This is a genomic window from Streptomyces nanhaiensis, from assembly GCF_046614825.1.
Lineage (GTDB): Bacteria > Actinomycetota > Actinomycetes > Streptomycetales > Streptomycetaceae > Streptomyces > Streptomyces radiopugnans.
This window is the reverse complement of record NZ_JBKJFM010000159.1, coordinates 1-13,255: the sequence shown is the minus strand read 5'-3', so window position 1 is coordinate 13,255 and position 13,255 is coordinate 1. Positions and strand designations below refer to the sequence as shown.

The following is a 13,255-nucleotide window of genomic DNA, read 5'->3' as shown; positions in this document are numbered from 1 at the left end:
GCCCCCGGCCGGGTGCGTCCGGTCCGGTCCGCGCGCCCTGTGCGGTCCGTACGCGCCGCACGTTCGGTGAGCCCGGTCCGGTCCGCGTCCGCCCGCGCCCGCTCGGCGCGTCTGGCCGCGGCGCGGGTTGCGGCGGCGGTGACGGAGCGGTGCCGGAGAGTCGGTTTCGCCATGGTGGTCCTCCTCGCTGGTGCGGTGTGCGGCCGGCTCAGCCGACGAACTCGATGTCGGAGGTCAGCCACCGCCCGTCCTCGTGCACGAGGTCGAGCTGAAGGCGGTAGTTGCGTACCTGGCCCTCGGGGGCGGCGGTGTTGGTGACCCTGCTGTCGGCCACCACCAGGACGCGGGCGGAGCGCTCGTCGGCGCGGACGACGCCCGCCTCCAGGACATGGCCCTTCGAGACCGACTTGTTCTCGGCCACCAGCTTCGTCAGCTCCTCGGTCTGCGCGGCGAACTGCTCCTTGAAGTCGCCGGTGGCGCCCTTCAGGACGTTCTCGCCGTCCCGCTCGTAGTGCCGGTAGTCGATCGAGGTGAAGTTGACGGTCATCTGGCGGGCGGCCGCCAGCACGTCGCGGTGGCGCCTGTCGTCCTGGTGCCGCTGGTAGAGCTGGAGGCCGAAGTAGGAGGCCAGGCCCGTCAGCAGGACGGCGAGGGCGGTGAGCACCGTGAGCAGGAGCCCGCCGCGCCGCACGATGAGGGAGCGCAGCGCCGCGCGGGCGGCGGACAGCCGGGCGGTCATGCCACGGGTCCTACGAGCAGCCATTGCCAGGAGTCCTTTCCGAACAGGCTCTGCGCCCCGCCGGTGGCGCCGATCCGGACCACCTGGCCGCCGGGCGCGGCGGCCAGGCCGGTCTCGGGGTCGTAGGGGGTGACGTACGACGGGGCGCCGGACGGGGACTGGGACTGGGAGGGGGAACGGGACTGGGAGGTGGAGGAGGAGCCGGACGGGCGGGGCGCGTTCTGGGCGCCGCGCACCGACGTCTCGCCGCCGCGCGGGGCCGTGCAGCGGGCCGAGGTGTTCGCCGGGCGGTGGCCGGTGTCGGAGGGGTCGCGCCACCGGGTGCCCTCGTATCCCCGGCGGCACGACGGCGGCTGGTCGGCGTTGAGCACCATGCCGAAGTGGACGGTGCCGTCGCCGGGCACCACGGTGGAGCTGCCGGCGACCACGGCGGGGAAGGTGACGAGCGTCTGCTCGATGGCCGGGAGCCGGGCGACCCCGATCTGGGCTCCGCTGATCAGGTTGCCGAGCAGCACCGGCAGGGCGGAGCGGTTGTCCTTCAGCAGCGAGTCCAGTTCGCGGGCGGCGGACGTGCCGCCGCCCAGCAGCTTGCGGAAGTCGCCGTCACTGGCCTTGAGCTGGGCGGTGAGGTCGGCCAGGTCCCGGGAGAAGGACTTGATCGACGAGCCCTTGTCCGTCTGGGTCCTCAGGGCGATGCGGGAGTCCTCGATCAGCTTCACCGTCTGCGGGAGGGCGTCGTCCGCCGAGCCGATCAGCTTGTCGCCCGAGTCCACCAGGCGGCTCAGGTGCGGGCCGGTGCCGGCGAAGGCGTCGCCCAGTTCGTGGACGGTCACCCGCAGGTCCCGCCGGTCCACGGAGGCGACCAGCCGGTCGAGGCTGAGGACCATGTCGGTGGTGGGCAGCGGCACCCGGGTGTCGCCGCGGGGGATCGTGCTGCCGTCGCGCAGGACAGGGCCGCCGCGGGTGCGGGGCTGGAGGTCCACGAACTGCTCGCCGATGGCGGAGCGGTTGGCCACCACGGCGAGGGTGTCGGCCGGGATGCGCGGGCCGTCCTCCATGCGCAGCTCCACCGAGACGCCCTCGGAACCGGACAGCCGCAGTTCTCCCACGCGGCCCACCGGGACGCCCCGGTAGGTGACCTCGGCGCCGGTGAAGATGCCGCCGGACTCGGCGAACTCGGCCCGCACGGTGTAGCCGCGGTCCAGGAGGCGGTCGGCCAGCCCGGCGTACTCGGCGCCGACGTAGGAGACGCCGACGGCGGTGATGGCGGCGAACGCCGCGAGCTGCGCCTTGACGGTACGAGTGATCATCCCCAGATCCCCTTCGTCATCAGGTCCGCGAGCGCCCGGTCCACGCCGTCGGCGCGGTACGCGCCGGAGTGGAGCGGGGCGGGGGCGCGGTACGCGGCGGGGCTTCCCGTGCACAGCGGCGGGCACAGCGGGCCGCCGCCCCCGTCCGGATCCCCGTCCGGATCCCCGCCGGGGGGCTCGGGCAGCCCGGGGACGTCGGGGGTGTCCGGGACGCCGGGGATCTCGGGGAGCTCGGGTACGTCCGGCAGCTCGGGTACGTCCGGCAGTTCGGGGGTGCCGGGCGGCCCGGGCGGGCGGGGGGTCCGCGGGTCGCCGGGGCCGTCGTCGAGGTTGCCGTAGAGGCTCTTGAGGTCGAGGTCGGCGGTGACCTCCAGGTTGACGTAGTCGCCCCGGATGGAGTCCACGACGTTGCGCGGGAAGGGATAGGTCGTCATCAGCTCCAGCGCGTTGGGCAGATCGTCGCCCGCCGCGTTCAACTGCTTGAGGATCGGCCGCAGATGGCGCAGGTTGGCCACCAGGTCGTCCTGCGAGGCGTTGATCACCCTGGTGCCGGCGGTGCCGAGCCTGGACAGGGCGCGCAGCATCTTCGTCAGGTCGCCGCGCTGGTCGGCCAGGACCTCCAGGGCGGGAGGGATGTCGTCCAGGGCCTTCCCGATCGTCTTCTCCTCCTTCCTCAGCCTCTTCGACAGCCGGTCGATGCCCTCGATCGCGCGGACGATCTCGTCGCGCTGGTCGTCGAGGCCGCCGATGAAGGTGTCCAGTTCCTCCAGCAGGGCCTTGATCCGGTCCTCGCGGCCGTCCAGCGTGCTGTTCAGCTCCTTGGTGATCGTCTTGAGCTGGGCCACGCCGCCGCCGTTGAGCAGCGCCGACAGGGCGGACAGCACTTCCTCGATCTCCGGGTGGCGGTCGCTGCGGGACAGCGGGACGCGGTCGCCGTCCCCGAGCCTGCCCGCCGGCTCGACGCCGGCCGGCGGCGCGGACAGGGAGACGTACTTCTCGCCGAGGATGCTGGTCTGGCGGAGCTCGGCGACGGCGTTGCCCGGCAGCTTCACCGAGTCGGAGATCCGCAGCCGCACCCGGGCCTTCCAGCCGTCGAGCTCCACCTTCTCGACCGCGCCCACCGTGACGTCGTTGACCTTGACCGAGGACTGCGGCACCAGGTCCATCACGTCCCGGAACTCGACGGTCACGCGGTACGCGTCGTCGCCCGCGGCGGCGCCGCCGGGCAGCGGTACGTCGTGCAGCCCGCCGAAGCCGCAGCCGGACAGCAGCAGCGATCCCGACAGGGCCCCCAGCAGGGCCACCCCCGGCAGGGGACGGCGGAGCAGGGGACGGCGGGGCAGGGGGCGGCCGGGCGCGGGACTGCGGAGTGCGGGACGGCCTGGCGCGGAGCCGTACGGGTGCGCGGTCATGCCCGGGCCTCCAGGATTCCGCCGAGCGTCCGGTCGATGCCGGGCGCCCCCGCCGCCGGGCCTTCGCCCAACGGCCTTGCCGAGTCGGGCAGTTCGGGAAGGGAGTCGAACAGCTCGCGGATGTCCGCGCAGTCCTCGCCCGCCGCGCCGTCCTCGCCGGTGGTTCTCAGCAGCGAGCACAGCAGGGAGGCGGGGTCCTGCGGGAAGTGCGGGTTGTTCCGGGTGTCGAGGGTGCCGGAGGCCGGGTTGTAGGCGAGGTCCAGGTTGGAGAGCCCGGCGGGGGCGACGTCGACGAACTCCTCCAGGGCGGCGCGCTGTTCGACCATGATGCGGGTGACCTTGCTCAGCCCCTTCACATTGGAGGTGATCGACTTCTCGTTGTCCCGGACGAAGGCGGACACGTCCGCCATCGCGGCCGCCAGGTGCCTGATGGCCTTCCCCAGGTCCTTGCGCTCGCCGGCGAGCTGGTCGGCGACATCGGCCAGGCTGTCGTTGAAGGCCCGGACGCTGTCGTCGTCGTCCGCCAGCGCCGAGGTGAACACCTGGAGGCCGCGCACGGTGTCGAACAGGTCCCCGCGGCCGTCGGAGAGGGTGGTGACGGCCTCGGAGAGGTCCTCGACGGTCTGGTGGATCCTCTCCCCCTGGCCGTCCAGGGTGTCGGCGCTCACCCCCAGCAGCCGGGAGAGCGAGCCGTCCTCGTTGGCGCCCTCGGGGCCGAGCGCCTCGGCGGTGGTGTGCAGGCTCTGGTAGACGCGGTCGAGTTCGACGGGCACGGCCGTGCGCTCCTCGGGGATGACCGCGCCGTCCTCCAGCGCCGGGCCCTTGCGGTAGACCGGCAGGAGCTGGACGTAACGGTCGCTGACCACCGAGGAGTTGATGATCGCGGCCTTGGCGTCCGCCGGGATCCTGCGGTCGGCCGGCAGCTCCAGCCGGACGCGGACCCGGTCGCCCTGCGGGGTGATCTCGGTGACCTCGCCGACGCGTACGCCCAGGACGCGCACGTCGGAGCCGGGGTAGATGCCGACCGTGCGCGGGAAGTAGGCGGTGATCCGCATGTCGTCCTGCCGGGGCCACAGCACGACGGCCGCACCGGCCAGGACCGCCAGGGCCAGGACGAGCGCCAGGCGGCGCGCGGCCGGCCGGCGTGCGGCGGGGACCCGGTCCGCGAGGCGCCGCAGCGGGGCCGGGAGAGTGCGCCGGGGGGTGAGCCGGAGCCGGGCGAGCCGGGCGGGCCGGGGAAGCCGGGTGATCCGGGCGAGGGCGGGCCGCCTCATCGTCCACCTCCCGGCGGCACGTCCGCGGAAGGCCCGCCACCGGGCGCCACGGGGGCGGGGGCGACCAGGTTCTGGACGTAGCTGTCGAACCATGGGCCGTTGCCCAGGGTGTTGGTGAAGACGCGGGCGAAGGGCGCGAGCAGCTTGACGCTGCGGTCGAGGCTCTCCTGGTTGCGTTCCAGCATGGTGACCACCGTGTCGAGGTTCTTCAGGGCCGGGCCGAGCTGCGCGCGGTTGTCCCGGACCAGCCCGGAGAGCTGGATGCCGAGCGCCGAGGCGTTCCTCAGCAGCGCGTGGATGACCCTGCGCCGCTTGCTGATCTCCCGGAACAGCTTGTCGCCGTCCTTCACCAGGGTGGTGAAGTCCTCGGCGCGGTCGGCCAGCACGCCGCTGACACCACTGGCGTTCTCCAGCAGCTCGCGCAGTTCGGCGTCGCGGGACGCCACGGTCCTGGAGATCTTCGACAGGCCCTTGATGGACGCCCTGACCTCGGCCGGGGAGTCCTCGAAGGTGGCGGAGACGGTGTCCAGGGCGTCGGCCAGCCGCTCGGTGTCGACCTCCTCGGTGGTGGTGGTCAGATCGCTGAACGCCTCCACCACGTCGTAGGCAGGCACGGTGCGGTCCAGCGGGATCTCGCTGCCCGGCTCCAGCCTGCCGGGCCCGGCGGGCTCCAGCGCGAGGTACTTGGCGCCCAGGATCGTCTTGACGCGGATGGAGGCGCCGGTGCGGTCTCCCAGCTCCGGCCCGTCCTCGACCCGGAAGGAGACCTTGACGTGGTCGCCGTCGAGCTCGACGGCGTCGACCTTCCCGGCCTTGACGCCCGCGATGCGCACCTCGGCGCCCGGCCTGAGGCCGCCGGCCTCGGAGAAGGCCGCGCTGTACCGCTCGCCGCCGCCGATCAGCGGCAGGTCGTCCGCGTTGAACGCCGCGCCGACCAGCAGCGCGATCACGGTGAGGCCGACGGCCCCGACCGTCAGCGGGTTGCGTTCCCGGAAGGGGATCACGGCCGGCACCTCCCCTGCTCGACGCGGAACCGGGGCGTGACCGCCTCCGCGGTCCCGGGCAGGACGATCCGGCCGTCGAAGTCGCACAGGTAGAAGTTGAACCAGGAGCCGTAGGTGGCGGTGGCGGTCAGCTTGTCGAGTTTGTTCGGAAGTCGCTTCAGGACGCCCTCCACGGTCTTCTCGTTCTCCTTGAGCGTGCCGGCGAGTTCGCCGAGCTCGGCGACGTCGGTGCGCAGCGGCGGGCGGCTCTCGTCGATCAGGCCGGCGGTGGCCGCGGTGAGGTCGTTGATGCCCGTCAGCGAGTCCCCGATCGCCTTCCGGTCGCCGGACAGGCCCGAGACCACCCGCCGCAGCTGGACGAGGAGGCCGGAGAAGCGGGTGCTGCGCTCGTCCAGCGTGTCCAGCACGGAGTTGAGGTTGTCGATCACCGAGCCGATCAGCTCGTCGCGGTCGGCGAGGGTGGTGGTGAGCGAGGCGGTGTGGGCCAGCAGGCTGCGCACCGTGCCGCCCTCGCCCTGGAAGGTCCTGATGATCTCGGTCGCCAGCTTGTTGACGTCCTCGGGGCTCAGCGCGGCGAACAGCGGCTTGAAGCCGTTGAGCAGCACGTTGAGGTCGAGCGCGGGCTGGGTCCGCTTCAGGGGGATGAGCCCGCCGGGAGGGAGCCGCCTGCCGTCGCCGGCGCCCTCCGTCAGCGCGATGTACCGCTGCCCGACGAGGTTGCGGTAGCGGATGACTGCGCGGGTGCTGGTGAGCAGCGGCCGGTCGCGGGAGACGGTGAAGACGACCTCGGCCAGGGTGCGCGGCCCCTTGCCGTTCCCGCCGTCCTTGCCTTTCCCGCCGTTCTCACCGTCCTTGCCGCCCTCGCCCTCCTCGCGGCCCCCGCCGTCCCCGGCGCCCTCCTGCCGGATCCTGATGGACTCAACCTCGCCCACCCGGACTCCGGCCACCCTGATGTCGTCGCCCTCCTCCAGGCTGGTGACGTCGCTGAACACCGCCCGGTAGGTGTCCTCGGGGGTGAAGGAGATGGTGACGATGGTCGCCGCCAGCACTGTGGTCGCCAGTACGGTCACCACCGTGAAGAGGCCGAACTTCACCAGCGGCGCCGTGACGCTCCTGGAGTTCACGCGACGCTCACCTCCGTTCCGCGGGCCATCGGGCCGAAGAGCAGGGTCGTGACGGCGGGCACCTCGTCGGCGGGCACGCCCATGACCGGGGCCACCAGGGCGCCGAGCACCCGCTGTTCGGGGCCGGTGGCGGACACCCGGCCCGGGGCCCCGCCCCGGCCGGAGGAGGCCGCGCCCGCGTGGCGGGCGTCCGAGGTGCCGTCCTCGAACCGGCGCTGGGGGGCGGGTACGGGCGGGGCGGGCATGCCCGCGCAGTGCGGGCCGCGGCGGTCCTCGTAGCGGGGCTCCTCGCCGGGGCGGTAGCCGGGCCGGACGGGGACGACCTCCAGCGTGATGTGCATCCGCCCGCCCTCGAAGGCCTTCTCCAGCCGCTTGTCCTGCTCCACCAGGCCCTCCAGCAGGCACGGGTACTCGGGGGAGTAGCGGGCGAGCAGGGCCAGGGTCGGACGGGAGACGCGGCCCAGGGTGACGATGCGGTCGCCGTTGTCGTCCAGGAAGGCGCGGCCGGTGCCGGCGGCGGTGGTGGTCCCGGTGAGGAACGACGCCAGGGTCTCGCGCTCCTCGACCAGCGTGCGGCTGGTGGTGAGGGCGTTGCGCAGCACCCTCATCAGGTCGGGCGCGGCGTCCCCGTAGATCTCGGCCACGTCGGCGAAGCGGGAGATGTCCTCCTGGAGCGAGGGCAGGTGCGGGTTGAGGCGGCGCAGGTAGCCCTCCAGGCGGACGAGGTTGTCGCCGATCTCCTCGCCGCGCCCCTCCAGGGCGGTGGCGAAGGCCGACAGGGTGGCGTTGAGCCGGCCGGGCTCGACGGTGCGCAGCAGCGGCAGCAGGTCGTCCATCAGCCGCTGGAGCTCGATGCCGACCCTGGTGCGGTCCTGGGTGATGACGTCTCCGGCGCGGATGGGCCTCCCGGAGGGGTTCCCGGGGACGACGAGGTCGACGTACTTCTCGCCGAACAGCGTCTTGGGCAGCAGGCGCGCGTGGACGTCGGAGGGGATCAGGGAGGTGTGCTCCGGCTTGAGCGCGAGTTCGAGGGTCGCCTTCTCGCCGTCGGCCCGCACCTCGCGGACCTCGCCGACGATCAGTCCCCGCAGCTTGACGTCGGCGCGCTCGCGCAGCTGGTTGCCGAGGGCGTCGGCCTCCAGCGTGACGGGGACCACCGGGGTGAACGCCTGCCGGTACACCGCGACGGTCAGCGAGAGCAGCAGCGCGAGCACGGCGGTGAAGGCCAGTCCGTACAGCCGCAGCCGGGCGGCCGGTGTGGTGTTCGGCATCGGCTACCCCGCTATCCGCACGGTCGTGCTGGCGCCCCAGATCGCCAGGCTCAGGAAGAAGTCCAGGACGTTGACGGCGACGATGGAGGTGCGCACCCCGCGGCCGACGGCGATGCCCACGCCCGCCGGGCCGCCCGTGGCGTGGTAGCCGTAGTAGCAGTGGACGAGGATGACCACGACGGCGAAGACGATCACCTTGCCGAACGACCACAGCACGTCGACCGGCGGCAGGTACTGCTGGAAGTAGTGGTCGTAGGTGCCGGTGGACTGCCCGTGGTAGACGGTGGTGATGGTCCGGGCGGCGAGGTAGGAGGAGAGCAGCCCGATCACGTACAGCGGGATCACCGCGACGAACCCGGCGATCATGCGGGTGGTGACCAGGAACGGCAGCGAGGGGACGCCCATCACCTCCAGCGCGTCGACCTCCTCGCTGATCCGCATGGCGCCGAGCTGGGCGGTGAAGCCGGCCCCGACGGTCGCGGACAGGGTGAGCCCGGCCACCAGCGGCGCGATCTCGCGGGTGTTGAAGTAGGCGGAGAGGAACGCCACGAAGTTGGAGGTGCCGAGCTGGTTGAGCGCGGCGTACCCCTGGAGGCCGACCTCGGTGCCGGTGAAGAAGGAGAGGAAGGCGATGACGCCGACGGTGCCGCCGACGACCGCCAGCGCGCCCCGGCCGAAGCTCACCTCGGCCAGCAGGCGCAGCACCTCCTTCTTGTGGCGCCGCAGGGTGCGTCCGGTCCAGGCCAGGGAGCGCCCGTAGAAGGCCACCTGGGTCCCCATCTCCTCCAGGGAGCGGGCAGGTGGGCCGAGGAAGCGTTTCACCGCTCCCGCCGTTGCGGGCCGCGCCGTCCACGCCGTCCGCGCCGTCCGCGGCTGTTCCGGCGGCTGTTCCGAGGGCCGTTCCGCAGCCTGTCCGGGCGTCCGCTCCGGCGGCGGTCCCGACGGCGGTCTCGATGGCTGTGCCACTGTCGTCTCCCTATCCCCGCTGCGGGACGATCTGGAAGTACGCCGCGGTCATCACGAAGTTGGTCACGAAGAGCAACATGAAGGTGATGACCACCGCCTGGTTGACCGCGTCGCCCACGCCCTTGGGCCCGCCCTTGGCGTTCAGGCCCTTGTGGGCGGCGACGATCGCGGCGATGGCCCCGAAGACCAGTGCCTTCAGCTCGGCCGCCCACAGGTCGGGGAGCTGGGCGAGGGTGGTGAAGGAGGCCAGATAGGCGCCGGGGGTGCCGTCCTGGAGGATCACGTTGAAGAAGTAGCCGCCGCAGACCCCGACCACCGAGACCAGCCCGTTGAGCAGGGCGGCGACCAGCATCGTCGCCAGCACCCGGGGCACCACCAGGCGGTGGACCGGGTCGATGCCGAGGACCTCCATGGCGTCGATCTCCTCGCGGATCCTGCGGGACCCGAGGTCGGCGCAGATCGCGGTGCCGCCCGCCCCGGCGATGAGCAGCGCGGTGACGATCGGCGACGCCTCCCGCAGCACCGCGAGCACCGAGGCGGCCCCGGCGAAGGACTCGGCGCCCAACTGCCGCGTCAGGCTGCCGATCTGCAGCGCGATCACGGCTCCGAAGGGGATGGAGACCAGGGCGGCGGGCAGGATCGTGACACTGGCGACGAACCACGCCTGCTGGATGAACTCCCGCCACTGGAAGGGGCGCCGGGGCAGGGTGCGCAGGACGTCCAGGGCCAGGGCGAACAGGGCGCCCGAGTGCCGCAGCCCCTGGGCGGGCGAGAAGCTCACGCGCCCTTCACCCCCTCCCGCTGCCACAGCTCCGCCTCGCGCTCGGCGATCGCCTCCCAGCGGGGCGGCCGGACGATGCCGGGGCTGGGCAGCAGCCGCGGGGCCACGCCCTCGCCCGAGGCGCCCTTGCCGCCGCGCGGCCCGCGGTGCTCACCGGCGTCGAGCTCGGCCAGCTCCTGCTCGACCTGGGCCGCGTCCTTCTCCTCGGCCATGCCGATCGGGCCCTGCATCCGGCCGTGGAGGAACTGCTTGACCACCGGTTCGCCGCTGGCCAGCAGGGTGTCGCGGGGCCCGAACATCACCAGTTCGCGCCGGAACAGCAGCCCGATGTTGTCCGGCACCTGCCGGGCGGAGGCGATGTCGTGGGTGACGATCAGGAACGTCGCGCCGGTCTGCGCGTTCAGGTCCACGATGAGCTGGTTCAGATAGGCCACGCGCACCGGGTCGAGGCCGGAGTCGGGCTCGTCGAACAGGATGATCTCCGGTTCCAGGACGAGCGCCCGGGCCAGGCCCGCCCGCTTGCGCATGCCGCCGGAGATCTCCCCGGGCAGCTTCTCCTCGGCGCCGATCAGGCCGACCATGTCCATCTTCTCCAGGACGATCCGCCTGATCTCGCTCTCCGGCCTGCGGGTGTGCTCCCGCAGCGGGAAGGCGATGTTGTCGTACAGGCTCATCGAGCCGAACAGCGCGCCGTCCTGGAAGAGGACGCCGAACAGCTTGCGCACCTCGTACAGTTCGCGCTCGCGGAGCCGGGTGACGTCCCTGCCCTCGATCGTGATCGAGCCGCGGTCCGGCCGCAGCAGGCCGACGAGGGTCTTGAGGAAGACCGACTTGCCCGTGCCCGAGGGACCGAGCATCACCGAGATCTCACCGGCCGGCAGTGTCAGGGACACGTCCTGCCAGATGACCTGTCTGCCGAAGGACTTGGTCAGCCCTTCGACACGGATCTCGACACCCATCCGTTCCGCCCTCCAGCCGTGGAGCAGGTGCGTACACCCGCTCTACGGGGAGGGCCGGGACGTCCGTCGCCGAAGGCGCGGAGTTTTTCGTTCCCCGGCCCCGTGGCGCCGGGTCCGGTCAGGGGAGGGCGCCGGCCGGGCCCTCGGCCGGATCCGCGGTGAGGCTCCCGACCGCCTCCCCGGCCGCGTCCCCGGCCGCGTCCCCGACGCCCCGGACCTCCTCGACGGTCCCGGACAGCTCGTCGGGGACGACGGAGCCGCCGGCCGCCGCGTCCGGACCGCCGAGGCCGCCGCCGGGCAGGGACGGGGCATCCGGCCGGGGGAGGGCGCCGGGCTCCAGCCCCGGAAGCCCGCCGGCCTCCGGCACGCCGGTCCCCTCCGGCAGCCCGGGCAGCTCCGGCAGGCGCGGCGGTTCCGGGAGCACCGGCGCACCGCTCGCGGTGGACTCCGGCTCCTCCCCGCGGCCGCTCTCCGCTGCCCGCTCCACCGTGTGCCGCGCCCCTTCGGGGACGGGACGGCCGGGGGCCGCGGGCCGGTCCGGCCCGTCGTCCGCCGCGGGCCGCTCGGCGGCCGGGGCGGCGCCGGCCCGGGGAGGGAGACGGTCCTGCGGCCGCTCCGAGGCGGGCAGCGCGAGGCCCAGGACGGCCACCACGGTCGCCGTGGACACCGCCCCCGCCGTCTGGAGACCTCCCGTGACGGGCGCCTTGCCCCGGCCGAGCAGCCACGCGGTGAGGGCCAGCGTCCCCGCGAGCGAGGCGCGCATCGTGCGCCGGGCCCGGGCCAGCAGCGACTCCACCGTCCGGTAGCTCAGGCCCATCTTCCGGGCGACCTGCCCGACGTCCAGGTCCTCGGCCTTCAGCCACAGGGCCTCCGCCTGGCGCGGCGGCAGCTCCACGCTGCGCGTCGCCACCCAGGAGGCCTCCGCACGGTCGCACACCACGTCCTCGACCGGCGGCGCGCCGGGGGCCGCGAGCGTGGAGCGGCTGCCCACCTCGGCCTCGCGGCTGATCTGCCGGTGCCGGTCGACGCACAGCCGCACGGTCACCGTCGTCAGCCACGCGCCCAGGCGCTCGTCCTCCACCTGCGGGTTCTCCCAGGCCCTCAGCAGCGCCTCGTGGACCGCGTCCTCGGCGTCCTCCAGGCTGGGGGAGCGCCGCCGCGCCACCCTCAGCAACTGCTCGCGGTGGCTCCACAGGAGCTGCCACCGCTCCTCCGGATCGCCACCGGGACGCGCCGGCCGGCTGTCTCGCGCCATACGCTTCCTCCGCACCATCGGGACCGAACCGCCGGGAACACGGAACGTGCCTGCTGAGGAGGCCGACCGTCCTCCCAGCCGACATTACCGTCCGGTACTCGCGGTGGGGAGGGGGCTGCGCCCGCCGGATCGGACGCGGCTGCGGTGTCCGGCGGTGTCCGGAGGCGTCCGGCGGTGTCCGGCGGTGTCCGGCGGAGCCGGCCGGAAGGCCCGGACTCCCGGCGGCTACCGCGGACTTTCACGGAGAGGATGGAAACCGACCATGAGCGGATCACCGGCCCGGGGACCTGCCCAGGGGCCTGCCCGGGAACCGGCGGAGGCCGGAGCCGGGACGGGGACGGGGACGGACGGGAGGCTGCTGCGGCGGCTGGGCACCGGCGACGCGGTGGTGATCGGCCTGGGGTCGATGATCGGCGCGGGCGTCTTCGCGGCCTTCGCCCCGGCGGCCCGGGCGGCCGGGGCCGGCCTGCTGCTCGGCCTGGCCCTGGCGGCGGTGGTCGCGTACTGCAACGCGACCTCCTCGGCCCGGCTGGCCGCCCGCTACCCGGCCTCCGGCGGCACCTACGTCTACGGCCGCGAGCGGCTGGGCCCCTTCTGGGGCCATCTGGCCGGCTGGGGCTTCGTGGTCGGCAAGACCGCCTCGTGCGCGGCGATGGCCCTGACGGTGGGTCTGTACGTGTGGCCCGAACAGGCGCACGCGGTCGCGGTCGCGGCGGTGGTGGCGCTGGTGGCGGTGAACTGCGCGGGCGTCCAGAAGACCGCCTGGCTGACCCGCGCGATCGTGACGACCGTCCTGGCGGTGCTGGCCGCCGTCGTGGTCGTCTGCCTGACCTCCGGCGAGGCGGACGCCGCACGGCTGGCCTTCTGGTCCCCGCCGTCCGGGGCGGACACGTCCGGGGACGTCTCGCCCGGCGGTGTGCTCCAGGCGGCGGGTCTGCTGTTCTTCGCCTTCGCCGGATACGCGCGCATCGCCACCCTCGGCGAGGAGGTGCGCGACCCGGCCCGCACCATCCCCCGGGCGATCCCCCTGGCGCTGGGCATCACCCTGGTCGTCTACACCGCCGTCGCGGTCGCGCTGCTCGGCGTGCTGGGCGGCGACGCGCTGGGCCGGGCGACCGCGCCGCTGGCCGACGCGGTGCGCGCGGCGGGCGCACCGGAGC

Annotated in this window: 12 protein-coding genes; 1 reads left to right on the top strand and 11 read right to left on the bottom strand. The window is 73.6% G+C overall.

The genetic code is table 11. The features are described from left to right. Window positions 1-208 precede the first annotated feature (208 nt). The 11 genes from ACLIYP_RS25500 to ACLIYP_RS25450 form a co-directional block, all read right to left on the bottom strand. Entirely contained in the window at window positions 209-739 is a 531-nt protein-coding gene (locus ACLIYP_RS25500; protein ID WP_412715457.1) for a hypothetical protein, read from the bottom strand. Next, the gene (locus tag ACLIYP_RS25495) at window positions 736-2,049 is read right to left on the bottom strand and encodes an MCE family protein (RefSeq protein ID WP_412715456.1); all 1,314 of its coding nucleotides are present in this window, start codon (window positions 2,047-2,049) and stop codon (window positions 736-738) included. The genes ACLIYP_RS25500 and ACLIYP_RS25495 overlap by 4 nt, the downstream gene beginning before the upstream one ends. Then, window positions 2,046-3,461, bottom strand: a complete 1,416-nt coding sequence (locus ACLIYP_RS25490) for an MCE family protein (RefSeq protein WP_412715455.1) — start codon at window positions 3,459-3,461, stop codon at window positions 2,046-2,048. Before ACLIYP_RS25490 ends, ACLIYP_RS25495 begins: the two co-directional genes overlap by 4 nt. Further along, window positions 3,458-4,585: an MCE family protein gene (locus ACLIYP_RS25485; RefSeq protein ID WP_412715458.1), complete on the bottom strand. Its 1,128-nt coding sequence runs from the start codon at window positions 4,583-4,585 to the stop codon at window positions 3,458-3,460. The genes ACLIYP_RS25490 and ACLIYP_RS25485 overlap by 4 nt, the downstream gene beginning before the upstream one ends. A 146-nt stretch (window positions 4,586-4,731) precedes the next feature. Further along, complete coding sequence (locus ACLIYP_RS25480) at window positions 4,732-5,739, bottom strand: MCE family protein (protein ID WP_412715454.1); 1,008 nt, start codon at window positions 5,737-5,739, stop codon at window positions 4,732-4,734. After that, a complete protein-coding gene (locus ACLIYP_RS25475; protein ID WP_412715453.1) occupies window positions 5,736-6,863 on the bottom strand; it encodes an MCE family protein in 1,128 nt (375 codons plus the stop codon). Before ACLIYP_RS25475 ends, ACLIYP_RS25480 begins: the two co-directional genes overlap by 4 nt. Continuing rightward, complete coding sequence (locus ACLIYP_RS25470) at window positions 6,860-8,134, bottom strand: MCE family protein (protein WP_412715452.1); 1,275 nt, start codon at window positions 8,132-8,134, stop codon at window positions 6,860-6,862. Before ACLIYP_RS25470 ends, ACLIYP_RS25475 begins: the two co-directional genes overlap by 4 nt. A gap of 3 nt (window positions 8,135-8,137) precedes the next feature. After that, entirely contained in the window at window positions 8,138-8,914 is a 777-nt protein-coding gene (locus ACLIYP_RS25465) for an MlaE family ABC transporter permease (RefSeq protein ID WP_093663114.1), read from the bottom strand. A 196-nt stretch (window positions 8,915-9,110) separates the two neighbouring features. After that, complete coding sequence (locus ACLIYP_RS25460) at window positions 9,111-9,881, bottom strand: MlaE family ABC transporter permease (RefSeq protein WP_412695997.1); 771 nt, start codon at window positions 9,879-9,881, stop codon at window positions 9,111-9,113. Further along, window positions 9,878-10,840, bottom strand: a complete 963-nt coding sequence (locus tag ACLIYP_RS25455) for an ABC transporter ATP-binding protein (RefSeq protein ID WP_412715451.1) — start codon at window positions 10,838-10,840, stop codon at window positions 9,878-9,880. Before ACLIYP_RS25455 ends, ACLIYP_RS25460 begins: the two co-directional genes overlap by 4 nt. Before the next feature lie 118 nt (window positions 10,841-10,958). Further along, window positions 10,959-12,095 (bottom strand): RNA polymerase sigma factor, encoded by a 1,137-nt coding sequence (locus ACLIYP_RS25450; protein WP_412715450.1) that lies wholly within the window; start codon window positions 12,093-12,095, stop codon window positions 10,959-10,961. Between the two features lie 262 nt (window positions 12,096-12,357). On the opposite strand from ACLIYP_RS25450, the gene ACLIYP_RS25445 reads away from it, so the two are divergent. Next, a partial coding sequence (locus ACLIYP_RS25445; protein ID WP_412715449.1) for an APC family permease occupies window positions 12,358-13,255 on the top strand: 898 nt, incomplete at its 3' end.

Excerpts from the sequence above, each read along its gene's own strand:
- ACLIYP_RS25500 (WP_412715457.1), bottom strand. The coding sequence starts at position 739 with ATGACCGCCCGGCTGTCCGCCGCCCGCGCGGCGCTGCGCTCCCTCATC.
- ACLIYP_RS25495 (WP_412715456.1), bottom strand. The coding sequence starts at position 2,049 with ATGATCACTCGTACCGTCAAGGCGCAGCTCGCGGCGTTCGCCGCCATC.
- ACLIYP_RS25490 (WP_412715455.1), bottom strand. The coding sequence starts at position 3,461 with ATGACCGCGCACCCGTACGGCTCCGCGCCAGGCCGTCCCGCACTCCGC.
- ACLIYP_RS25470 (WP_412715452.1), bottom strand. The coding sequence starts at position 8,134 with ATGCCGAACACCACACCGGCCGCCCGGCTGCGGCTGTACGGACTGGCC.
- ACLIYP_RS25465 (WP_093663114.1), bottom strand. The coding sequence starts at position 8,914 with ATGGGGACCCAGGTGGCCTTCTACGGGCGCTCCCTGGCCTGGACCGGA.
- ACLIYP_RS25455 (WP_412715451.1), bottom strand. The coding sequence starts at position 10,840 with ATGGGTGTCGAGATCCGTGTCGAAGGGCTGACCAAGTCCTTCGGCAGA.
- ACLIYP_RS25450 (WP_412715450.1), bottom strand. The coding sequence starts at position 12,095 with ATGGCGCGAGACAGCCGGCCGGCGCGTCCCGGTGGCGATCCGGAGGAG.